Origin of the sequence: Proluteimonas luteida (assembly GCF_021191695.1) — a bacterium.
Taxonomy (GTDB): Bacteria; Pseudomonadota; Gammaproteobacteria; order Xanthomonadales; family Xanthomonadaceae; genus Luteimonas; species Luteimonas luteida.
In genome coordinates, this window is the sequence record NZ_JAIWPT010000004.1 from 144520 (window position 1) to 167191 (window position 22672).

Here is a 22672-nt window from a genome sequence, read left to right on the forward strand (position 1 = left end):
GCCGGCCGCGGCGCGGCGGCCGCCGCCGGCAGTCATCACGGCGTCATCGTTGCGACGCGCGATTGTCACGAAGCTGCCGTGAAATACGCCGCACGGCGCCTGTGCCCGTCCTCACTCCAGGGAACCCCATGCACGCATTTCTCAAGAACCGGTTCGCGGCGCTCGCGCTGTCGGCCATCCTCGTCAACGCCGCGTTCGCGCCCACGGCCGTCGCCAACGACGTCACCGGTGCCGGCGCCTCGTTCGTCTATCCGGCGATGACCCGCTGGTCGTCCGACTACCGCGCGGCGACCGGCAAGCAGGTCAACTACCAGTCGATCGGCTCGGGCGGCGGCATCGCCCAGATCAAGGCCGGCACCGTCGATTTCGGTTCGTCCGACGCGCCGCTGCCGCCCGCCGAGCTGTCGCGCTCGGGCCTGGTGCAGTTCCCGTCGGTGATCGGCGGCGTGGTGCCGATCGTCAACGTCGAGGGCGTGGCCGCCGGTGCGATGAAGCTCGACGGCGAGACCCTGGCCAATATCTTCCTCGGCAAGATCACCCGCTGGAACGACCCGGCGATCGCCGCGCTCAACGGCGGCATCAACCTGCCCGACGCCCGCATCACCGTCGTCCACCGCTCGGACGGCTCGGGCACGACCTTCAACTTCGTCAACTACCTGTCGAAGGTCAGCCAGGACTGGAAGAACGATGTCGGCGAAGGCACCACGGTGCGCTGGCCGGTCGGCATCGGCGGCAAGGGCAACGAGGGCGTTGCCGCCTACGTCAAGCAGATCAAGGGCGGCATCGGCTACGTCGAGCTGTCCTACGCGCTGCAGAACCAGCTGGCCTACTCGCGCCTGCGCAACGCTGCCGGCAACTTCGTCAATCCGAGCGAGGAGACGTTCTCGGCAGCGGCCGCCAGCGCCGACTGGGCGTCCTCGCGCGACTTCCACCTGGTGATGACCAACGCCCCGGGCGAGAACGCCTGGCCGATCACCGCGACCAACTTCATCCTGATGCATCGCGAGCCGCGCAACCGCGCCGGCGCGAAGAACGCCCAGGACTTCTTCCGCTGGATCTATGCCAACGGCGGCCCGCAGGCGCGCGCACTGGGTTACGTGCCGCTGCCGGCATCGCTCGTGCAGCAGATCGAGCGCTACTGGGCCCAGAACGCGAACTACTGATTCCGGACCCCGAATTCGACCGGGGACCGCGCCACGCCGCAACGACGTGGCGCGGCGACACGGACCGACGCTCTCTCCTCCTTGACGGGCCTTCGGGCCCGTTTTTTTTCGTGGAAGCGGCCGCAGGCCCGACGCGGCGGCGCGGGCGGCGCGAAAACCCGCTGCCTGCTGTCCCGGCGCCACGAATGACCTGCCTGCCCGCCGCCGTGCCCGCAAGGCAACCGTCTGGCGATCTTCGGTCGCGTCCTGCCCCGTCTCCTGTGAACGGCCATCCGGGCCCGCCGCCCTCGGCCCGCCCGGTACCGTGTCACGGTTTCCGATGTCGGCTGTCATACGGGTGAAACAAAAACATCATTTCATGTGCGGACCGGGCCGGCGCCCTGCGCCAGCCGTCTCATGGAGCATCACATGTCCCGCAATCCGGTCCGCATCGGCGCCCTGGCGCTGTCCTCCCTGATTTTCCTCGCCGCCTGCAGCGGCGGCAACGACGCGCCGCCCGCGCAGACGGCCGACGGCGCTCCGGCGGCCGCCCAGCCGGCCGGCGACCGCGTGGCCGCCGAGATCTCCGGCGCCGGCGCCTCGTTCATCTATCCGCTGGTGTCGCGCTGGTCGGCCGACTACAACGCCGCCACCGGCAACAAGGTCAACTACCAGTCGATCGGCTCGGGCGGCGGCATCGCCCAGATCAAGGCCGGCACCGTCGATTTCGGCTCCAGCGACAAGCCGCTCGACAGCGCCGAGCTCGAGGCCGCGGGCCTGGGCCAGTTCCCGTCGGCGATCGGCGGCGTGGTACCGGTGCTCAACGTCGACGGCCTCGAGCCGGGCCAGCTGAAGCTGACCGGCGCGCTGCTGGCCGACATCTTCCTGGGCAAGGTCGCCACCTGGAACGACCCGGCGATCGCCGCGCTCAATCCCGGCGTGACCCTGCCGGCCGGCAAGATCAGCATCGTCCACCGCTCCGACGGCTCGGGCACCACGTTCAACTTCTCCAACTACCTGTCCAAGGTCAGCCCGGACTGGAAGTCGCGCGTCGGCGAAGGCACCTCGGTGCAGTGGCCGGGCGGCGTCGGCGGCAAGGGCAACGAGGGCGTGGCCTCGTACGTGCAGCAGATCAAGGGCTCGATCGGCTACGTCGAGCTGGCCTACGCGCTGCAGAACAACATGCCCTACGCCTCGCTGCAGAACGCAGCCGGCAACTGGGTGCAGCCGAACGAGGAGAGCTTCGCCGCGGCTGCTGCGACCGCCGACTGGGCCAGCGCGCAGGACTTCAACCTGGTGATCACCAACGCACCGGGCGCCGACGCCTGGCCGATCACCGCCACCAACTTCATGCTGATGCACAAGCAGCCCCGCGACGCCGCACGCTCGAAGGCCACGCTGGAATTCTTCAAGTGGGCGTTCGAGTCGGGCCAGCAGCAGGCCAGCGCCCTGCACTACGTGCCGCTGCCGCCGGAGCTGGTGCAGCAGATCGAGGCCTACTGGGCGGCCGAGTTCAAGTGATGTCCCTTCCCTTCTCCCGCACGCGGGAGAAGGGGTGCCCTCCCGGCGGCAAGGAGACGCGAAGCGCCGGATGCGGACCCCTGTCCGCATCCGCGCGCTTCCCCACCTGCCTCCGGCTTCTTCCCCGCGCACGGGGGAAGGAAACGGCACGTTGTCCCGGGCGGGCCGCACGGTTTCACGGACGCGCCGTTCCCAGGAACTGACACGCAACAGGTATCCGGATTCCCGATGAACGCCACCGCCCTTCCCGCCGTGCCCGCACCCAGCCGCCGCGACATCCGCGACGCGCGCGCCGACCGGTTCTTCCGCATCCTGCTGACCGCCACGGTCGTGTTCGTGATGCTGGCGCTGGCCGGCGCCGCGCTGTCGATGCTGTGGGGCGGCCGCGACGCGCTCGCCACCCAGGGCCTGTCGTTCTTCACCACCGCCGACTGGAACCCGGTCGAGAACCGCTACGGCGCGCTGGTGCCGATCCTGGGCACCATCGTCACCGCGCTGATCGCGATGCTGATCGCGGTACCGGTCAGCTTCGGCATCGCCTTCTTCCTCACCGAGGTCGCGCCGCGCTGGCTGCGTGGGCCGGTCGGCACCGCGATCGAGCTGCTCGCGGGCATCCCCTCGATCATCTACGGCATGTGGGGCCTGTTCGTGCTGGTGCCGGTGATGACCACGTGGGTGACCCCGTGGCTCAACGACCACCTCGGCACGGTCCCCGGCCTGGGCGTCCTGTTCCGCGGCCCGCCGCTGGGCATCGGCACGCTGACCGCCGGCTTCGTGCTGGCGATCATGGTGATCCCCTTCATCTCCTCGGTGATGCGCGAGGTGTTCCTGACCGTGCCCACGCGGCTGAAGGAATCGGCGTATGCGCTCGGCGCGACCAAGTGGGAGGTCAGCTGGGACATCGTGCTGCCCTACACCCGCTCGGCGGTGATCGGCGGCATCTTCCTCGGCCTCGGCCGCGCGCTCGGCGAAACGATGGCGGTGGCCTTCGTCATCGGCAACTCGGTCCGCCTGACGCCGTCGCTGCTCGAACCGGGCACCACCATCGCGGCGCTGATCGCCAACGACTTCGGCGAAGCCACCGAAACCTACCGCTCGGCGCTGCTGCTGCTCGGCTTCGTACTGTTCATCGTGACGTTCGTGGTGCTGGCGATCGCGCGCCTGATGCTGATGCAGCTGTCGCGCAAGGAGGGCAAGTAATGGCTACCGTCGTCACCGAACGCGAACGCCAGGTCGCCGACCGCATGTACCGGCGGCGGCGCATCGTCAACGGCGTGGCCATCCTGCTGGGCTGCCTGACCGCCGCCTTCGGCCTGTTCTTCCTCGGCTGGATCCTCTGGACCCTGATCGCCAAGGCCGCCGGCGGCATCAACCTGCAGTTGTTCACCCAGATGACCCCGCCGCCGATGCAGGAGGGCGGCCTGCTCAACGCGTTCTTCGGCAGCGCGGTGATGTGTGCGCTGGCGATCGCCATCGGCACGCCGCTCGGCGTCGCCGCCGGCACCTGGCTGTCGGAGTACGGCCGCGCGCGCAAGTTCGGCACCGTGGTCCGCTTCATCAACGACATCCTGCTGTCGGCGCCGTCGATCGTGCTCGGCCTGTTCGTCTATACCCTGTTCGTGATGCAGACCGGCGGCCGCTTCTCGGCGCTGGCCGGCGCGATCGCGCTGGCGTTCATCGTGCTGCCGGTCGTGGTGCGCACCACCGACGAGATGCTGCAGCTGGTGCCCACGCAGATGCGCGAGGCCGCGCTGTCGCTCGGCGTGCCGCAGTGGAAGGTGATCATGCAGGTGCTCTACCGCAGCGCATCGGCCGGCATCGTCACCGGCATCCTGCTGGCGCTGGCACGCATCAGCGGCGAGACCGCGCCGCTGCTGTTCACCGCGTTCGGCAACCAGTACTGGAACAACAACATCATGCAGCCGATGGCCAGCGTGCCGCTGGTGATGTACCAGTACGCGGGCAGCCCCTACGAATCCTGGCAGCAGCTGGCCTGGGCCGGCGCGCTGGTACTGACGTGCTTCGTGCTGGTGGTCAGCCTTGGCGCGCGTGCGCTGCTCCTGCGCAACCGCATCGCCAACGACTGACCTCCGACGCCCCCTTCGACCTGGACCCGGCCATGAACGACCTCCACACCACGACCGCGCCGACGCACCAGCGCATCTCGCTGGCGATGCAGCCCCGCGACGCGCAGGCGGCGACGCCGGTGAAGATCTCCGCGCGCAACCTCGACTTCTACTACGGCGACTTCCATGCGCTGAAGGGCATCAACCTCGACGTGCCGGAAAAGCGCGTGACCGCGCTGATCGGCCCGTCGGGCTGCGGCAAGTCGACGCTGCTGCGCATCTTCAACCGAATCTACGCGCTGTACCCGAAGATGGAGGCGCGCGGCGAGCTGCTGCTCGACGGCGAGAACGTGCTCTCGCCCAAGTACCCGATGAACCGCCTGCGCAGCAAGGTCGGCATGGTATTCCAGAAGCCGGTGCCGTTCCCGATGACGATCTTCGAGAACGTGGCCTACGCGATCCGCCACCACGAGAAGCTGTCGCGCGGCGAACTGGCCGACCGTGTCGAGCAGGCACTGACCCAGGGCGCGCTGTGGAACGAGGTCAAGGACAAGCTGGGACAGAGCGCGCTGGGCCTGTCCGGCGGCCAGCAGCAGCGCCTGTGCATCGCCCGCGCGGTCGCGCTGCGCCCCGACGTGCTGCTGCTCGACGAGCCGACCTCGGCGCTGGATCCGATCTCCACCAGCCGCATCGAACAGCTGGTCGAGGAACTGAAGGTCGACTACACGATCGTCATCGTCACCCACAACATGCAGCAGGCGGCGCGCGTGTCCGACTTCACCGCCTTCATGTACCTGGGCGACCTGATCGAGCACGACACCACCGAGACCATCTTCTCCAACCCCTCGAAGCAGCAGACCGAGGATTACATCACCGGGCGGTTCGGCTGACGCCGAATCGACCGGCGGGATTCGGGAGTCGGGATTGGGGATTCGGGACAGCGAATCCTCTCCCGACCACGGATCTCCCCGTTCTTCCGACTCCCCAATCCCGACTCCCCAATCCCGGCCTTCAACCATGCCCACGCAACCGAACGACCACATCGTCAAGAGCTACGATGAAGAGCGCAACCGCCTGACCCACGAGATCCTGCGCATGGGCGAGATGGCCGCCGCGCAGCTGGAATCGGCGCTGGACGTCGTCGAGCGCCGCGACGACAAGGCGGCCGGACGGATCATCGCCAACGACGAGGCGATCGACGCCCTCGAGCACGACATCAGCCAGGACGTCATGAAGCTGGCGCTGCGCGGGCCGATGGCGCGCGACCTGCGCGAGATCCTGGTCGCGCTGCGCATCGCCGCCGACATCGAGCGCATCGGCGACTACGCCGCCAACGTCGCCAAGCGCTCGACCGCGCTGAACCTCGCGCCGCCGCTGCCGCACACCCGCGGGCTGGCGACGCTGGGCCAGCTGGCGGTCAAGCAGGTCCGCGACGTGCTGGTGGCGTTCCGCGACAACGACGCCGACGCCGCGCAGCGCGTGCGCGCGCAGGACGCGGAGATCGACACCGCCTACACCAGCCTGTTCCGCGAGCTGCTGACCTACATGATGGAAGACCCGCGCGTGATCACGCCCTGCACGCACCTGTTGTTCATGGCCAAGAACATCGAGCGCGTCGGCGACCATGCCACCAACATCGCCGAGAACGTCTGGTTCCTGGTCCACGGCGACGACGTCCTGCCGCCGCGCGACAAGCGCGACGAGACCAACACGGTCAGCTGAAACCGGTCCGGTCGCGGCATGCGCCGCGTCCGGCCTGCGAACATTCCCTCGTCGTCCCGGGCACAGCGAGGGACGACAGGCTGCGGAGAGGCAAGCTCCGCGATGCGGAACCGGGGAAAGCCGTCGCCGTCCGAATCCCACCAGGCCAGCAGGCGCGCGCGCCTGCGATACGCGAGTCCGATCTCGCCTGGGGCAGGTTCCGGCCCAACGGCCGCGGGGCATGCCATGGCATCACGCCGCCATCAGTTTCCACGCCCTGTGGATCCGCGCGTTGCGCGCGAAGTCCGGCGGGATCGTCGCCGCGGTGATGTCCTCGATGCGGGCGAACCGCGCGACCGCGGCCTCGTCGAGGCGGAAGCGGCGGAAGTTGTTGGAGAAGTACAGCACGCCGCCCGGCGCCAGCCGCGCGACCGCCAGCTGCAGCAGCCGCACGTGCTCGCGCTGGATGTCGAAGTCGCTGGCCCGCGCCGAGTTCGAGAACGTCGGCGGGTCGCAGAAGATCAGGTCGTACTGCGCCTCCTCCGCCGCCAGCCATTGCAGCGCATCGGCCTGCACCAGCCGGTGCTTCGCCCCGCCGACGCCGTTGACGGCGAGGTTGTCGGCGCACCACTGCAGATAGGTCGCCGACAGGTCGACGGTGGTCGTCGTGCGCGCGCCGCCGACCGCCGCGTGCACGGTCGCCGCGCCGGTGTAGCCGAACAGGTTCAGGAACCGGGTATCGCGCGCTTCGTCGGCGATGCGCAGGCGGATCGGCCGGTGGTCGAGGAACAAGCCGGTATCGAGGTAGTCGAACAGGTTGACCCGCAGCCGCACCTGTCCTTCCTCGACGACCAGGAACTCGTGGCGCGCATCGAAGCGCCCGTACTTGCTACCGCCCTTGCCGCGCGCGCGGGTCTTGACCGCGATGCGCTCGCGCGGGATGCGGAACACGTCGCGCGCGGCGGCCAGCACGTCGTTGAAGCGGCGCCGGGTCACCGCTTCCGGGATCTCCGCCGGCGCGGCGTATTCCTGCACGTGCAACCACAGCGTGCCTGCGTCGGTCGCACCCGCCGCATCGGCCTGGATGTAGACGTCGATCGCGGCGGCGTACTCGGGCAGGTCGGCATCGTAGGCGCGATAGCAGGTGACGTCCTCACGGTCGCGCCAGGACTTGAGCTTGCGCAGGTTCTTGCGCAGCCGGTTGGCGACCATCGTCGCGCCTTCCGACAGCGCCGGTGGCGCGTCGCTCGCCGCGCGCTGCGGCACCTGCAGCGGATCGCAGACGATCAGGCTGCACTCGATCGCGCCGTTGAACAGCTGGTACCTCTTCTGCGCGCGCAGGCCGGTCGCGTGGGCCAGCTCCGCGTCGCCGCACAGCAGCGCCGCGCGCCAGGTCGGCACGGCGCGCCGCAGCGCGTCGCCCAGCGTGCGGTACAGCGCGGGATCGGCGGCCAGGCGCGCGTCGTAGGGCGGGTTGCAGACCACCAGTCCCTTCGGCGCGCTGCCCGCACCGGTTCCTGCGGCGACAGCGGCGTGTACCGGCGGATGCGGCGCTTCGAGCATCGCCACGTCGGCCACGTTCCAGTGGATCGCATCGCGCAGTCCGGCGGCGGTCGCGTTCTCGCGCGCGGCGCGGATCGCATGCGGATCGAGGTCGCTGCCGAAGAACACCGCGCGCAGCGCCAGGCGGCCGGCGCGCTCGCGGCGCAGCGCCTCGTCGTACAGGCTGGCCCAGCCCGCGGCATCGAAGCCGCGCCAGCGCGTCGGCGGCCGGCCCGGCTGCGCCGCCTGCGCATCGCGCGACAGCCCCGGGGCCACGTCCGCAGCGATCAGCGCGCCCTCGATCAGCAGCGTGCCGCTGCCGCACATCGGATCCAGCAGGCTGCCGCCATCGGCGTACAGCGCCGGCCAGCCACCGCGCAGCAGCACCGCCGCGGCCAGGTTCTCCTTCAGCGGCGCCTCGCCCTGCGCGCGGCGCCAGCCGCGCCGGTGCAGCGGCCCGCCGCCGAGATCGACCGACAGGATCGCGCGGCCCTTGCGCACGACCAGGTTCAACCGCAGGTCCGGCGCCTCGACGTCGACGTCCGGACGCGCGCCGCTGCTGTCGCGCAGGCTGTCGACGACCGCGTCCTTGACCCGCTGCGCGGCATAGCGCGCATGGGTGATCGCGTCGCCGGACACATGCGCGTCGACGGCCAGCGTCAGCGTCGCATCGAGGTGCTCGTGCCAGGGCAGCGCGCGCGCGCCGGCGTAGAGCGCGTCCTCGTCGGCGCAGGCGTAGTCGGCCAGCGGCCACAGCACCCGGCTGGCGAGCCGCGACCACAGCACCGCGCGCTGGGCGTCGTGCAGCGTGCCTTCGACGTTGACGCCGGCCACCGTCGCCGTCGCCTTCGTGCAGCCCAGCGCCGTCAGCTCGTCGACGAGCAGGTACTCGAGGCCCTTGGCGCAGCTGGCGAAGAATTTCATGGACACATACCACCTCGGAAAAGGAACGCTCCCGCACGGCACGCAACGTGCCGGCGGGACTACGCGGCCCAGTCGATGCGGACCGCATCGGCACCCGGCTGCGATGGAAAGGGATCGTCGCTACAGCGACGCCAGCAACACGGCGAACGCGTCGGCCGATGCCTCGACATGCGCCGACAGCCGGTGCCCGTCGGCGACCAGCAGCAGCCGGCCGCGGCGCGCGCCGGTCCAGCCGACCACGTCGGCCGCCGGAATCAGCTCGTCATCCCAGCCATGGATCACCGACAGCGGCACGTCGGCCGCCTGCAGCGGATGCTGCGGGTCGAGCCGCACCGGCGGCGCCATCAGGAACAGGCCCGCGACCGGCACCCGCAGCGAGACATGCCCGGAAATCCACGCGCCCAGGCTGGAACCGGCCAGCACCAGCGGACCGCGCGCCGCGGCGGCTGTCGCCAGCCGCAGCAGCCGCTCGACCCGCGCCGGCACGTCGCCGAGCCGGCCGACCTCGTGGCGCGCGTCGAGATCGGTGTAGTCGGGCCGCTCGTGGGTCCAGCCCAGGCGCTGGGCCGCATCGGCCAGCGCGGTGACCTTGGCCGCATCCGGCCCGCTCTCGAAGCCGTGCGACAGGATCACGTGGCCGCGCGTGGCGCCCGAACGCATCCCGTTGCCGGACCTGCTCATGCGCCCGCCCATTCGACCGCGTCGCCGACCCGCAGCGTGCCGCCTTCGACGATCCGCGCACACAGGCCACCCATGCCGCGCATCGCGTTGTAGCCGCCGGCGCCGAGCGCGGTCTCCATGCGCGAGCACGGGTCGCAGGGATCGGTGCCTTCCAGCACCACGGCGCCGATGCGGAACCGGCGCCCCTTGAGCGCAACCAGCGGGATGCCCGAGACCACCAGGTTGCGACGCAGCGTCGCCGGTGCGACCTGCGCGTGGCCGGCCAGCGCGGCGATCGCCGGCAGGTGCTCGGCCTGGATCAGGGTCATGCCACGCTTGCCGCTGCCGCCGGCGTAGCGATCGCCGTCGAGGCCGCCGCCGGCCGTGGCGACGGCGCGGTCGACCACCTGCATTGGCACGTCGCGGGCCGGCCGCAGGCCGATCCACTCGACCCGGCCGGCGCGCGGAAACTGCGTCATCAGGGCATGCAGCGCGGAGTCTGGCGGCGGATTCCTCATCCGCGAATGCTAGCATCCGGGCCATGTCCGACCCCATGTCCACGCCGCAGATCGAGCGGCAGCCGCTGCCCTACGTGGACCGCCTGGACACGCGCGATGCGGCCGGCATCGACCTCGTCGTGATCCACTGCACCGAGCTGCCGGACCTGGCCACGGCGCGCGAATACGGCGAGCGCGTCCTGTACCCGCAGGCGGGCACCGGCAACAGCGGCCACTGGTACCTCGACCGCGACGGCCGCATCGTCGAGTACGTGCCGGCGACCCGCGTCGCACACCACGTGCGTGGCCACAACGCGCATGCGGTCGGCATCGAACTGGTCAACCGCGGCCGGTTCCCGCACTGGCTCGACTCGCGCCACCAGGCGATGGACGAGGCCTACCCGGACCCGCAGGTCGACGCGCTGGTCGCACTGCTCGGACATCTGCAGGCGACGCTGCCGAACCTGCACACCATCGCCGGACACGAGGACCTGGACCGGGAACGCGTGCCGGCCAGCGACGACCCCGCGCTGCGCGTGCCGCGCAAGCGCGATCCCGGTCCCCTGTTCCCGTGGCCGCGCGTGCTCGCCGCCACTGCGCTGCGGCGCATTCCCTGAAACGGCGTCCCCGCGGCGCATGCGTCAGGCGCGTCGGCCCGACCCGGGGCCGCGATGCGCGGTAGGTCGGGGCCACGCCCCCGGCGCCCGGGGGGTTCGCCTTCCCCGAGGACGCTCCGCCGCCGGCCCGGAGACATCGCAGTCATCGCGCGCACCCGGCCGCGTTGCGCTCCGATGTTTCCATGCCCCAAGCGCCGGAACGCGCGATCCGCGCCCTTCAGGGCCAGCCTTCTATAATCGCCGGCCGGCCCGCGCCGCCCTCCTCCCCCAGCTTCCGCCTCCTGCCATGACTCCTCCCGTGTCCGAACTGATCGACCTGCTGTCGCTGGAGCGGCTGGAGGACAACCTGTTCCGTGGACAGAGCCGCGACATCGGCACCAAGTACGTGTTCGGCGGCCAGGTACTGGGCCAGGCGCTGTCGGCCGCGCAGGCGACGATGACCACGCCACGGCCGGCGCATTCGCTGCACGCGTATTTCCTGCGCGCCGGCAACGTCGACGCACCGATCGTCTACGACGTCGACCGCACCCGCGACGGCGGCAGCTTCTCGGTGCGCCGGGTCACCGCGATCCAGCACGGCAAGGTGATCTTCTTCTGCGCGGCCTCGTTCCAGGCCCCGGAAACCGGCGCCGAGCACCAGCCGGCGATGCCCGAAGTGCCTGCGCCGGAGGACATCGCACCGCAGGACCCGCTGCCCGCCCCGGTGCTGGCGAAGCTGCCGGCCAAGGTGCGGCGCTGGCTCGACCGCACCGGCCCGTTCGAGTTCCGCCACGTCGTCATGCCCGGCGAAAGCCCGCGCGACGAGCTCAACCCCAGCAAGCGCCCGCCGTTCCACCAGGTCTGGTTCCGCCTGTCGGATCCGGTCGGCGACGCGCCGGAACTGCATCGCGCGCTGCTGGCCTACGCCTCGGACTTCCACCTGCTAGGCACCGCGACCTTCCCGCATGGCATCAGCTACTACCAGCCGAACGTGCAGATGGCCTCGCTCGACCACGCGCTGTGGTTCCATCGCCCGTTCCGGGTCGACGACTGGCTGCTGTACGCGATCGACAGCCCCAGTGCGCAGGACGCGCGTGGCCTCGCCCGCGGCCAGATCTTCGACCGCGCCGGACGCCTGGTCGCCAGCACCGCGCAGGAAGGCATGATCCGCGTGGCCGACGCCGCCGCGCAGCCGGAACGCTGAGCGCATGCGTCAGGTCTTCAGCAGCGCGCGGCTGGAAAACGTCGAGGGCGTGGCCAACCTGCTGCGCGAGGCCGGCATCGAGGTGCAGATCACCAACGGCCGCTCGTACAAGGGCAACCGGCGCGGCAACTTCAGCTACCGCGACACGCCGACCGGCGACCGGCCGGCGGTCTGGGTGGTGCGTTCCGACCAGCAGCCGCAGGCGCGCGAACTGCTGCGCGGCGCGGGCCTGCTGCAGTCGCTGCCGTCCCGGCAGGGCTACCTGCCGCAGGCCGACGTGGTATTCGCAGCCGACAGCGTCCCGCCGAAGCGCCGGCTCAGCCGCGCAGCGAAGATCCGTTACGTCCTGCTCGGGAGCGCGGTCGTGGTGATCGGCCTGGTCTACCTGCCGCGGCTCTGGCAGGGCGACGACGCACCGGCGCCGGCCGCCGCCACCCCGGTCGCGCCCGACCTCGACATGGTGCCGCCGACGGTCGAGGCCAGCGTGCACCGGATCGCGGTGCCGGCCGCACTGGCCGAGACCGTGCTCGGCGCGGAACTCGCCGCGATCGACGGTCCGGTCTGCGTCGCGGTCGATGACGCGGATCCGGCGCCGGCGCTGCTGGCGCGCCTGCAGGCGGCCCGTGCGGACCTGCGCGCCGTGTCCGATTGCGCGGCCGGCACCGGCGCCGCGACCACGCTGGCGGTCGACAACTACCGCACCGACGGCTCGGGCGTGGGCACCGTCGATGTCGTGACCGGCGACGGCGGCACGCCGCCGTCCACGCGCACCCTGGACGTGCGCCGCGAGGGACGCGACTGGCTGCTGTTGCCGGACGACAGGCCCGTCCGGTAGAGCCAGGCGCAATCACACGGGAGCGGACACACCGGTCACATCCGTCGCCCCGCCCGCGTCTGGCATGCTGAGTCCACAGCCGGAACCGCCGCCATGCACGCCGCCGTCGCCGAACCGACCCTCGCGCAGCGCATCCACCGCGAACTGCCCGCCGCCCGCGGCGGCGACCAGGCCGCGTACGGGCGCATCGTCACCCTGAGCCAGAACACGACCACCGCGATCGCGCTGGCGATCACCCGCGACGTGCAGGCCAGCCAGGACATCGCCCAGGAGGCCTATCTCAAGGCTTGGCAGCAACTGCACCGGCTGCACAACGCCACCAGCTTCCTGCCGTGGCTGCGGCAGATCACCCGCAACCTCGCCCGCGACCACCTGCGCGCACGCCGCGGGCGCCTCGTCGCCGGCGAGGCGGCCGAGATCGCCATCGCCCAGGCCGCGGATCCCGACGCGTGCCCGATGCAGCGGATCATCGACGACGAGACCGGCCGCGTCGCGGCGGACCTGATCTCCGAACTGCCCGACGACAGCCGCGAGGTGCTGTTGCTGTACTACCGCGAGGGCGGCAACTCGAAGCAGGTCGCCGCGCTGCTGGGCCTGTCGGACGCGGCCGTGCGCAAGCGCCTGTCGCGTGCGCGCCGCAGCCTGCGCGAGGACCTGGTCGCCCGCTTCCGCGAGTTCGCCGAAGGCTCCGCGCCGGGCAGCGCGTTTGCGCTGGTAGTGACCGCGGCACTGGGCACGATCACCAAACCGGCGCTGGCCGCGGGCGTCGCCGGCGGCACGGCCGGCAGCGCGATGAGTGGCGGCATGGCCGGCAAGGCGCTGTTCGGCGGCACCGCGGGCGCGGCCGGGGCGGTCGGTGCCGGCCTGGTGTTCGGCAGCCTGACGGTATGGGCGTGCCGCAGGATGCTGGCCCGCTATGCCGACACCGATGCCGAACGCCGCGCGATCCTGGAACTCTACGACCGCTGGTTCGTCTGGGGGTCGCTGGTGGTGCTGGTCATCGCCTTCGGCATGGGGTTCGCCGCCGGCGCCGGCGCGCTGTCGCCGGGTTGGATCCTCGGCTCGGGACTCCTGATCCTGGCGGTCTACAACTACCCCCTGCTGACCAGCCTGCCGCGGCTGATGAACCCGCTGCTCGCACGCGACGCCGAGCGCAACCCCGAAGGCGCGTCGCGTCGCGCATTGCTGTATCGCCTGACCTTCGGCAGCAGCGGCATCGTGATCAGCAACCTGATGGCCGGCGGCGCGCTGCTGATCGCGTTCCTGCGGACCGCCTGACCGCGCCGCGGGCACAGGCGCCGTGCGGAGGCGATGACGGACGCGGGCATCCGGGAACCGCGCTATCCGGCCATCGCGCCTTCGCGCGTCATCGCCTCGCGCAGGCGCTCGCGGCAGTCCTGCAGGCCCGATGCGGAGCGGTGGATCTGCACCGGCGCATCGGTGCTGCGCTGGCCGAGCATCCGGCACAGCGTCGCCTGCAGCGTCGCCGGGTCGTCGTCGAAATCGCCGTGCGCGGTCGCGCCGCTGGCGTCGGCGTCGTGGACGGCCGTGGCGGCCACGGGCGCGGCGATCCAGTCGAGCCGGCCGTCGCCGATCAGTTTCGCCAGCCCCGGATGCGCGTCGACGAAGCGCGCCATGCCCAGCAGCGGCGTGCCGTTGCGCTGGTCGCTGCGGATCCAGCTGCGCGCCTTCTCCTCGAACGCGTGCGCGACCAGGTACAGCAGCGACTTGTTGTAGACGCGGGCGCAATGGTCGTCCTGTTCGGCACGGTCGGTCAGGGTGAACAGCGCGCCATGGCGGATGCGCCCGTCCGCCAGCGCGGGCGCGATGCTGCGGTCGAACAGCGCCATCGTCATCGCCGGCGCCCACAGCTGCAGGCTGTGCACCGGCAGGCCCAGTCCCTGCATGCCGGCCGCGGGCCCGTCCTCCACCGGGCCGTCGCTGGTCAACAGCTGCACCAGCGGCGCCAGCAGGATCGAGCCGGCGCTGTGGCCGACGCGGTGCAGCTCGACATCGGGGTCGGCGCGCATCCATTCGCCGAGCAGCCGCGCGACCTGGGCCGCGCCGCCGGCCTCGACCAGCTGCTCGCCGTCGCGGCGCACCGCGGTGGTCGACAGCAGCGCGTTCTCCTTCATCTCGTCCCACATCGCCTTGCCGCCGAGCGCCCGCGCCAGCGGCTCGATGGTGTCGTCGATGCGGTCGAGCAGCATGCCCTTGGCGCGGTCCATCAAACCCTCGGTGCGCGGGCGCACCGCGTCGCGCAGGATGTTGCCGAGCGTGCTCCAGAAATCGGTCTTCCACACGAAGCACAGGGGATACACCTGCCTGGGCAGCAGCAGCTCGCGGAAATCGGCGACGCGCTGGATCGCGGCCTGCTCCGGCACCAGTCCGCCGTGCGCGTACAGCATGATCCGCTTCTTCGGCCAGTCGCGTGTGATCCGCGGCAGATCGTCGCGGACCAGGTTGCGCACATCGTCCTGGCCGGTGCCGAAGCGGCCGGTGGTGCGCAGCCGGCCATCGTTGCCGAGGCTGACCACGTGCGGCCGCAGATCGGCCTGCGCATAGCTGTTCGACTGCCGGGCCAGGCTCGAATTGCTGGCCGCCACGCCCTGCACCCGCTGCAGCCGGACCGGCACCGCCAGCCGCGCGACCCAGACGTCGGTACCGCGCTGCAGCCATTCGTCGTAGCTGACCCAGCCGAATCCGCGCCGGCCCCAGCCGGTGCCCCAGGCGTTCTGCAGCCAGAAACCGTCGCGGTCGTAGCCGACGATCGCATAGGCGTGATAGCCGGCGACCGGCTGTTCGTTCCAGGCGATGACGCCGGAGGCCGGCGGGTCCAGCCAGTCCGCGTGCACCGCGCTGGACGCATACAGCACGCCGACCTCGGCGAACGCCGCGTGCATCGCCACGAGATCCTTGTGGTTGACCCGGTAGTAGGCGCCGAGCGGGTGTTCCTGCGCGGCGCGGGCACGGGTCTCGTCGTAGACCTCGTGCAGCGGCCCGGGCACGTCCGGCCAGCATTCCTCGGCGCAGACTCCGTGCCGGTGCCAGCCCTTCATCGCGCCGCGGCAGCTGGAACCGTCGTAGTCCTCGCCCTCCCACTCGTCGTAGCGGCGCGCCATGTCGTAGAGCATGCGGGTACTGACCCGCGCGGTGACCGGCTCGGGCCGGCGCCGCCGCAGCAGCGCATGCGCGACCGTCGCCAGTCCGTACGCCGTGCAGGCACCCTCGCTGCCCTGGTCGAGGACCGGCACCTTCAGTGCCTTGAACCGTGCCAGCGGCACTTCGGCCGGCACGTCGACCAGCGTCGGCTCGAACATGCGGTCGCGGAAATCGGCCGTGTCCGGCCGCGCATCGAACAGCCGCGGTGTCTCCGCGCGCGTGGACGCGCGTCGCGTCCCGGTCTTCCTGGTCGCCATCGTGATCGCTCCTGTGCCGTCTCCCGTGTGCCGGGCGCCCTGTCTCCAACGCAAATGGTGTCGTGCCCCCGGTCGTCCGCCGGCGCACGAGCACCATTGGCATCCAACCGCAGGCAGGGCGCCAGACGCCAGCATCCGACGTCGCGGTCGCAGCCGGCGCGACCACCGTCACAGGCTGCGGCACGCGGGCGGCGCGCGGGTGTGTTCGCCCGCCGGCCCGAACGCGAATCGAAGACGGGTCTGCCCCGGCAATCGAGGCAGCCGCTAGTCCGGAATCGCCAGCGCCAGCGTCTCCTTGACCTCCTCCATGACGATGTAGCTGCGCGATTCGCGCACGTGCGGCAGGGTCAGCAGGCTGCTGCCAAGCAGCTCGCGATACGAGGCCATCTCCGGGATCCGCGCCTTGATCAGGTAGTCGAAATCGCCCGACATCAGGTGGCATTCCAGCACGTTGGGCAGCTTCAGTGCGGCACGCCGGAACTCCTCGAAGATGTCGCCAGACTTGTAGGCCAGGCCGATCTGCACGAACACCAGCAGCCCGGCGCTGAGCCGCTGCGGATCGAGCCGCGCGTGGTAGCCCTGGATCACGCCGTCGCGCTCGAGCCGGCGCACGCGCTCGGTGCACGGCGTGGTCGACAGGCCGACCCGCTCGCCCAGCTCGGTGAACGAGATCCGCCCCTCCTGCTGCAGGATGCGCAGGATCTGGCGGTCGATGCGGTCGAGGCCGCGGGCCCGCGTGCTGGCGGTGGACATGGTTTTTTCCGTCCGGAGAGGAAAGGCAGCAGATTTCCGCCATCAGAATCGATAAAAACGGAAAAAACAACTGCCTGATTGTCCATATACTGCCTGCATTCCACGGCTGCCGTCGGCCTGTCCAGTGGAAACTCTTGCGGAGCGGCGACGATGCGTGTTCTTGTCCTGGGCAGTGGCGTGATCGGCGTGACCAGCGCGTGGTACCTGGCGCGCGCCGGTTTCGAGGTCACCGTGGTCGACCGCGAGGCCTCGCCGGCCAGCGCCACCAGCCATGCCAACGCCGGCCAGATCTCGCCCGGCTACGCCTCGCCGTGGGCCGCGCCCGGCGTGCCGCTGAAGGCCCTGCGCTGGCTGTTCCAGACCCATGCGCCGCTGGCGATCCGGCTGACCCGCGACCCGCAGCAGTACCTGTGGCTGGCGCAGATGCTGCGCAACTGCACGGCCGCCCGCTATGCGGTCAACAAGGCGCGCATGGTCCGCCTGGCCGAGTACAGCCGCGATTGCCTCGATGCGCTGCGCGCCGAGACCGGCATCGACTACGAGGGCCGCTGCCTCGGCACCACCCAGCTGTTCCGCAGCCAGTCGCAGCTCGACCACGCCGCGCGCGACATCGCCGTGCTCGAGCGCAGCGGCGTCCCCTACGAACTGCTCGACCGCGCCGGCATCGCCCGGGTCGAGCCGGCGCTGGCCGGCGTCGCCGACCGGCTGGCCGGCGCGCTGCGCCTGCCCGGCGACCAGACCGGCGACTGCCGGCTGTTCACCGAGCGCCTGGCGGAGATGGCGCGCGCGGCCGGCGTCGAGTTCCGCCAGGGCGCGACGATCGACCACATCCACGGCATCGGCGACCGCATCGCCGGGGTCCGCATCGATGGCCGCGTCGAAACCGCCGACCGCTACGTGGTCGCGCTCGGCAGCTGGTCGCCGGCGCTGCTGCGGCCGCTGGGCCTGCGCCTGCCGGTGTATCCGCTGAAGGGCTATTCGCTGACGATCCCGATCCGCGACCCGGCGATGGCACCGCATTCCACCGTGCTCGACGAGACCTACAAGGTCGCCATCACCCGCTTCGACAACCGCATCCGGGTCGGCGGCATGGCCGAGGTCGCCGGCTTCGACCTGCGCCTGGATCCGCGCCGCCGCGCCACCCTGGAGAAGGTCGTCGGCGACCTGTACCCGGCCGGTGGCGACGTCGCCAGCGCGGAATTCTGGACCGGCCTGCGCCCGGCCACGCCCGACGGCACGCCGGTGGTCGGCGCCACCGGCTACCGCAACCTGTTCCTCAATACGGGCCACGGCACGCTGGGCTGGACCATGGCCTGCGGCTCGGGGCGCTACCTCGCCGACCTGATCGCCGCGCGCCCGACCGCCATTTCCGGCGAAGGGCTCGACATCTCGCGCTATGCGCGCAGGCGTCGCAGTCCCGCGCCGCCGCTGCACACCGACGCCGTGCCTGCGGCGACAATGGCACGCTGAGAAGCGGTCGCCGTCCGTCCGCCCGAGTGTCCTGCCGATGCGCCCCGCCCGTGCCCTGATCGACCTCGACGCCCTGCGCCACAACTACCGGCTGGCGCAGCGCCTCGGTGGCGGCCGCGCGCTGGCGGTGGTCAAGGCCGATGCCTACGGCCACGGCGCCGTGCGCTGCGCGGCCGCATTGCAGGACGACGCGGACGGCTTCGCGGTGGCGTTCCTGGAAGAAGCCCTGGCGCTGCGCGAGGCCGGCATCCGCGCGCCGATCCTGCTGCTGGAGGGTTTTCTCGCCGCCGACGAACTGCCGCTGCTCGCCGAGCATGCGCTGTGGACCGTGGTCCACGCGCCGTGGCAGGTCGAGGCGCTGGCACGCGCGAACCCCGCGCAGCCGCTGGACGTCTGGCTCAAGCTCGATTCCGGGATGCACCGGGTCGGCATCGACGCCGGCGACTACGCCGCCACCTGGCAACGGCTGCGGGCGATGCCGCAGGTCGGCCGGCTGGTGAAGATGACCCACTTCGCCCGCGCCGACGAACCCGGGCAGAACCGTACCCGCGAGCAGCTCGACGCCTTCGACGCCGCGACCGCCGGCCTGCCGGGCGAGACCAGCCTGTGCAACTCGCCTGCGCTGCTCGGCTGGCCCGAGGCGCGCGGCGACTGGGCGCGCGCAGGGCTGATGCTCTACGGTGTGTCGCCATTCGCGGGCGATCCGGCGACACGGCCGGCGCACCCGCCGCTGCGGCCGGTGATGACGCTGGAGTCGCGGGTCATCGCGGTCCGCGACCTGCCGGCCGGCGAACCGGTCGGCTACGGCGGCATCTTCGTCTCCGAGCGCCCGACCCGCGTCGGCGTGGTCGCGATGGGCTATGCCGACGGCTATCCGCAGTTCGCCGCGACCGGTACGCCGGTGGCCGTCGACGGCCGGCCCGGCCGGCTGATCGGCCGGGTCTCGATGGACATGCTGACCGTCGACCTGAGCGACCATGCCGGCGCCGGCGTCGGCAGCCGCGTCGAACTGTGGGGCAGCGAGGTCGCGGCCGGCGACGTCGTCGCCCACAGCCATACCAGCGCATACCGCCTGCTGTGCGGGGTCAAGCGGGTGCCGCTGCAGTACCGCGACACGGCGCTGCGCGGCTGACCGCACCGCGGCGATCGCGGATCGCAGCCACGCAGCGGCGCGCCGCGACGCCGGTTCTGCGATCCTAACGGGATCGCGATCCTCCGCCGGGCGATCGAAGGCTGTCAGAATCCGTCGGCCCTGTTCCCCGCCGCAGCAACGGTTCCTTGCCTCCATGAAGAAACGCGCCAAGAAGATCGTCGCCTGGGGTCTGTTCACGCTGCTGGTGATGGCGGTCAGCAGCGTGTTCCTCGCCGACCGGCTGATGCCGCCGGCAACCGGGCTGCCGAGCCGGGTGCTGGCGATCGACGACGCCACCACCGCGCTCGACCGGGAAGTGCATCCGCTGCTCGACCGCCATCCGGACATGACCGGCGCGATCCTGCTGGCCGACGGCATCGACGCCTATGCGGCGCGCGCGATCTCGGCGCGCCAGGCCGGTCGCAGCCTCGACCTGCAGTACTACATCTGGAACGACGACCTGACCGGGCGGATGCTGGCCAACGAGGCCTGGCAGGCCGCCGAGCGCGGGGTCCGCGTGCGCATCCTGCTCGACGACATCGGCATCGGCGAGATGGACGCCACGCTGCTGGCGATGGACTCGCACCCCAACATCGAGCTGCGGGTCTACAACCCGTTCCGCAACCGCACCGGGCTGCTGCGCGTGCTGGAGATGGTGCAGCGCGCCTGGGGCGTGAACCACCGCATGCACAACAAGGCGTGGATCGCCGACGGCCGCGTCGCCGTGGTCGGCGGCCGCAACATCGGTGGCGAGTACTTCAGCGCCGCCGAGGAGTTCAACTTCCACGACCTCGACGTGCTGCTGTTCGGCCCGGCGGTCAACGACGCCAACCGCATCTTCGACGACTTCTGGAACAGCGAGGCGGCGATTCCGATCGCCGGCCTCAACCGCAAGTCGAAGGCGACCATCCGCGAGGTGCTGACCCGGATCCAGCAGGAATCGGCCACGCCCGAGGCGCGCCGCTTCCTCGATGCCGTGGACCTGTCGCCGAGCGTGCGCCGCTACTTCTCGCAGGAACTGACGCCGATCTGGAGCGACGGCATCCGCATCCTGTCCGATCCACCGGTCAAATGGCGCGGCGACGACCGCGGGAACTGGCTGGTCGAACACCTGATGCGGGAAGTCACCAGTGCCGACCGCACCGCGCTGCTGATCTCGCCCTATTTCGTCCCCGGCCGCACCGGCACCGACGACCTGTCTCGGCTCGCGCGCAGCGGCGTGCATGTCTCGGTGATCACCAACTCGCTGGCGGCCAACGACGTGGCCGCCGTGCACAGCGGCTACGCGCGCTACCGCAGGACGCTGCTGGAGAACGGCGTCAACCTGCTGGAGATCCGCAACCAGAGTGATTTCAAGGCCGAGAGCAGCCTGTTCGGCAGCAGCGGCGCCAGCCTGCATACCAAGGCGGTGCTGGTCGACGGCACACGCGGCTTCATCGGCTCGTTCAACCTCGATCCGCGTTCGGCCAACCTCAACACCGAGATGGGCGTGCTGTTCGACGATCCGGCGCTGGGCGCGGCGCTGCGCGACGAGTTCCTGCACCTGGCCGGCGACGACATGAGCTACTGGCTGTATCTCAACGGCGACGGCGACCTGCGCTGGCTCGACCGCGCACGCACGCCGCCAGTGGCCTACGACCACGAACCCGACAGCACCTGGTGGCAGCGCTTCGTCGCCGGGACGTTGCGCTGGCTGCCGATCGAATCGCAGCTGTGAGCGCAGCGAGGTGTCGGCCCCGGCCCCGCCCCGGGGCGGGGCACGACAGGCCGCGTCCGTGGCAGGCCCACGCATTCAGCGACGCAAGTCATTGAGCCGGCACGGGCCGCCGGACAATTGGTTGCGATTTCAACCGATTACGCGGGGACCGGCGTAAAATGCGCGCCTTCTCCCATCCCGCCGCGGCCCCTGCCGGAACACGCGGTCCACCGACCGCCCCGCAAGCCCCCTCGCCGCTTTCCGCCACCAGACGCCCGGGCATCCGCCCGCGACGGAGTTTTGAATGATTTTCGAGCACCTCGACACCTACGGCCACGAGCAGGTCGTGTTCTGCCACAACAAGGACGTCGGCCTGAAGGCGATCATCGCCATCCACAACACCGTGCTGGGTCCGGCGCTGGGCGGCACCCGCATGTGGCCGTACGCCTCGGAGCAGGAAGCGCTCAACGACGTGCTGCGCCTGTCGCGCGGCATGACCTACAAGAACGCGGTCGCCGGCCTCAACATCGGCGGCGGCAAGGCGGTGATCATCGGCGACCCGGCGACCGACAAGTCCGAGGGCCTGTTCCGCGCGTTCGGCCAGTTCGTCGAGTCGCTGGGCGGTCGCTACATCACCGCCGAGGACGTCGGCATCGACGTCAACGACATGGAATTCGTCTACCGCGAGACCCAGTACGTCACCGGCGTGCACCAGGTCCACGGCGGCTCCGGCGACCCGTCGCCGTTTACCGCCTACGGCACGCTGCAGGGCCTGCTGGCCGCGCTGAACCGCAAGTTCGGCAACGAGGAGGTCGGCAACTACAGCTACGCGGTGCAGGGCCTGGGCCATGTCGGCATGGAGTTCGTGAAACTGCTCAAGGAGCGCGGCGCGAAGATCTTCGTCACCGACATCAACAAGGCGCGCGTCGACCGCGCGGTCAGCGAGTACGGCGCCGAGGCCGTCGGCCTGGACGAGATCTACGACGTCGACGCGGACGTCTACTCGCCGTGCGCGCTGGGCGGCACCGTCAACGAGCAGACCCTGCCGCGCCTGAAGGCGAAGATCATCTGCGGCGCCGCCAACAACCAGCTGGCGACCAACGCGATCGGCGACGAGGTCGAGAAGCGCGGCCTGCTGTACGCCCCCGACTATGCGGTCAACGCCGGCGGCGTGATGAACGTGTCGCTGGAGATCGACGGCTACAACCGCGAGCGCGCGATGCGGATGATGCGCACGATCTACCACAACCTCACGCGCATCTTCGAGATCGCCGAGCGCGACGGCATCCCGACCTACCGCGCGGCCGACCGCCTCGCCGAGGAGCGCATCGAGACCATCGGCAAGCTGAAGCTGCCGCTGGGCCGCGCCGCGCCGCGCTTCCAGGGCCGCGTCCGCGGCGCCTGACCCCTGCGGGTCGACGCGGGCCCGGCGCGACAGCGTCGGGCCCCACCATCCGGCACGCGAGCCGGGGACGAGGCCGCGCACCGGCGCGACGCCGCAACCACAAACATGA

General features: G+C 71.0%; 19 protein-coding genes. 14 read left to right on the forward strand and 5 right to left on the reverse strand.

The window, feature by feature from the left end; all coding sequences use genetic code 11:
- Positions 1-128: 128 nt before the first annotated feature.
- The 6 genes from pstS (LDO26_RS05470) (at position 129) to phoU (ending at position 6451) form a co-directional block, all read left to right on the forward strand.
- On the forward strand, positions 129-1163 hold the full coding sequence (gene pstS, locus LDO26_RS05470) for a phosphate ABC transporter substrate-binding protein PstS (protein ID WP_232130062.1): 1035 nt from the start codon (positions 129-131) through the stop codon (positions 1161-1163).
- Positions 1164-1571: 408 nt separating this feature from the next.
- On the forward strand, positions 1572-2663 hold the full coding sequence (pstS, locus tag LDO26_RS05475; RefSeq protein ID WP_232130063.1) for a phosphate ABC transporter substrate-binding protein PstS: 1092 nt from the start codon (positions 1572-1574) through the stop codon (positions 2661-2663).
- Between the two features lie 228 nt (positions 2664-2891).
- Complete coding sequence (pstC, locus tag LDO26_RS05480; RefSeq protein ID WP_232130064.1) at positions 2892-3863, forward strand: phosphate ABC transporter permease subunit PstC; 972 nt, start codon at positions 2892-2894, stop codon at positions 3861-3863.
- Complete coding sequence (gene pstA, locus LDO26_RS05485; protein WP_232130065.1) at positions 3863-4750, forward strand: phosphate ABC transporter permease PstA; 888 nt, start codon at positions 3863-3865, stop codon at positions 4748-4750. The genes pstC and pstA overlap by 1 nt, the downstream gene beginning before the upstream one ends.
- Before the next feature lie 32 nt (positions 4751-4782).
- Positions 4783-5619, forward strand: a complete 837-nt coding sequence (gene pstB, locus LDO26_RS05490) for a phosphate ABC transporter ATP-binding protein PstB (protein ID WP_435594037.1) — start codon at positions 4783-4785, stop codon at positions 5617-5619.
- A 127-nt stretch (positions 5620-5746) separates the two neighbouring features.
- Positions 5747-6451: a phosphate signaling complex protein PhoU gene (gene phoU, locus LDO26_RS05495; protein WP_232130066.1), complete on the forward strand. Its 705-nt coding sequence runs from the start codon at positions 5747-5749 to the stop codon at positions 6449-6451.
- 231 nt (positions 6452-6682) lie between these two features.
- Here phoU and rlmKL read toward each other — a convergent pair whose 3' ends face one another.
- From rlmKL to LDO26_RS05510, 3 genes are all read right to left on the reverse strand, one after another.
- Entirely contained in the window at positions 6683-8896 is a 2214-nt protein-coding gene (gene rlmKL / locus LDO26_RS05500) for a bifunctional 23S rRNA (guanine(2069)-N(7))-methyltransferase RlmK/23S rRNA (guanine(2445)-N(2))-methyltransferase RlmL (protein WP_232130067.1), read from the reverse strand.
- 120 nt (positions 8897-9016) lie between these two features.
- Complete coding sequence (locus LDO26_RS05505; RefSeq protein WP_232130152.1) at positions 9017-9556, reverse strand: alpha/beta hydrolase; 540 nt, start codon at positions 9554-9556, stop codon at positions 9017-9019.
- Between the two features lie 17 nt (positions 9557-9573).
- Entirely contained in the window at positions 9574-10074 is a 501-nt protein-coding gene (locus tag LDO26_RS05510) for an MOSC domain-containing protein (RefSeq protein WP_232130068.1), read from the reverse strand.
- 23 nt (positions 10075-10097) lie between these two features.
- On the opposite strand from LDO26_RS05510, the gene LDO26_RS05515 reads away from it, so the two are divergent.
- From LDO26_RS05515 to LDO26_RS05530, 4 genes are all read left to right on the forward strand, one after another.
- Positions 10098-10670 (forward strand): N-acetylmuramoyl-L-alanine amidase, encoded by a 573-nt coding sequence (locus LDO26_RS05515; RefSeq protein ID WP_232130069.1) that lies wholly within the window; start codon positions 10098-10100, stop codon positions 10668-10670.
- Positions 10671-10956: 286 nt separating this feature from the next.
- Positions 10957-11853: an acyl-CoA thioesterase gene (locus tag LDO26_RS05520; protein WP_232130070.1), complete on the forward strand. Its 897-nt coding sequence runs from the start codon at positions 10957-10959 to the stop codon at positions 11851-11853.
- A gap of 4 nt (positions 11854-11857) precedes the next feature.
- Complete coding sequence (locus tag LDO26_RS05525) at positions 11858-12688, forward strand: hypothetical protein (RefSeq protein ID WP_232130071.1); 831 nt, start codon at positions 11858-11860, stop codon at positions 12686-12688.
- Positions 12689-12781: 93 nt separating this feature from the next.
- Entirely contained in the window at positions 12782-13966 is a 1185-nt protein-coding gene (locus LDO26_RS05530; protein WP_232130072.1) for an RNA polymerase sigma factor, read from the forward strand.
- A 62-nt stretch (positions 13967-14028) separates the two neighbouring features.
- Here LDO26_RS05530 and LDO26_RS05535 read toward each other — a convergent pair whose 3' ends face one another.
- Positions 14029-16107: a C1 family peptidase gene (locus LDO26_RS05535; protein WP_232130073.1), complete on the reverse strand. Its 2079-nt coding sequence runs from the start codon at positions 16105-16107 to the stop codon at positions 14029-14031.
- Positions 16108-16371: 264 nt separating this feature from the next.
- A complete protein-coding gene (locus tag LDO26_RS05540; protein WP_232130074.1) occupies positions 16372-16860 on the reverse strand; it encodes an Lrp/AsnC ligand binding domain-containing protein in 489 nt (162 codons plus the stop codon).
- A 150-nt stretch (positions 16861-17010) separates the two neighbouring features.
- On the opposite strand from LDO26_RS05540, the gene LDO26_RS05545 reads away from it, so the two are divergent.
- The 4 genes from LDO26_RS05545 (at position 17011) to LDO26_RS05560 (ending at position 22563) form a co-directional block, all read left to right on the forward strand.
- Entirely contained in the window at positions 17011-18330 is a 1320-nt protein-coding gene (locus LDO26_RS05545) for a D-amino acid dehydrogenase (protein WP_232130075.1), read from the forward strand.
- Between the two features lie 37 nt (positions 18331-18367).
- Positions 18368-19462 (forward strand): alanine racemase, encoded by a 1095-nt coding sequence (gene alr / locus LDO26_RS05550; protein WP_232130076.1) that lies wholly within the window; start codon positions 18368-18370, stop codon positions 19460-19462.
- A gap of 154 nt (positions 19463-19616) precedes the next feature.
- Complete coding sequence (locus tag LDO26_RS05555; protein ID WP_232130077.1) at positions 19617-21179, forward strand: phospholipase D family protein; 1563 nt, start codon at positions 19617-19619, stop codon at positions 21177-21179.
- Between the two features lie 283 nt (positions 21180-21462).
- Positions 21463-22563: a Glu/Leu/Phe/Val dehydrogenase dimerization domain-containing protein gene (locus LDO26_RS05560; protein WP_232130078.1), complete on the forward strand. Its 1101-nt coding sequence runs from the start codon at positions 21463-21465 to the stop codon at positions 22561-22563.
- The last annotated feature ends 109 nt before the right edge of the window (positions 22564-22672 follow it).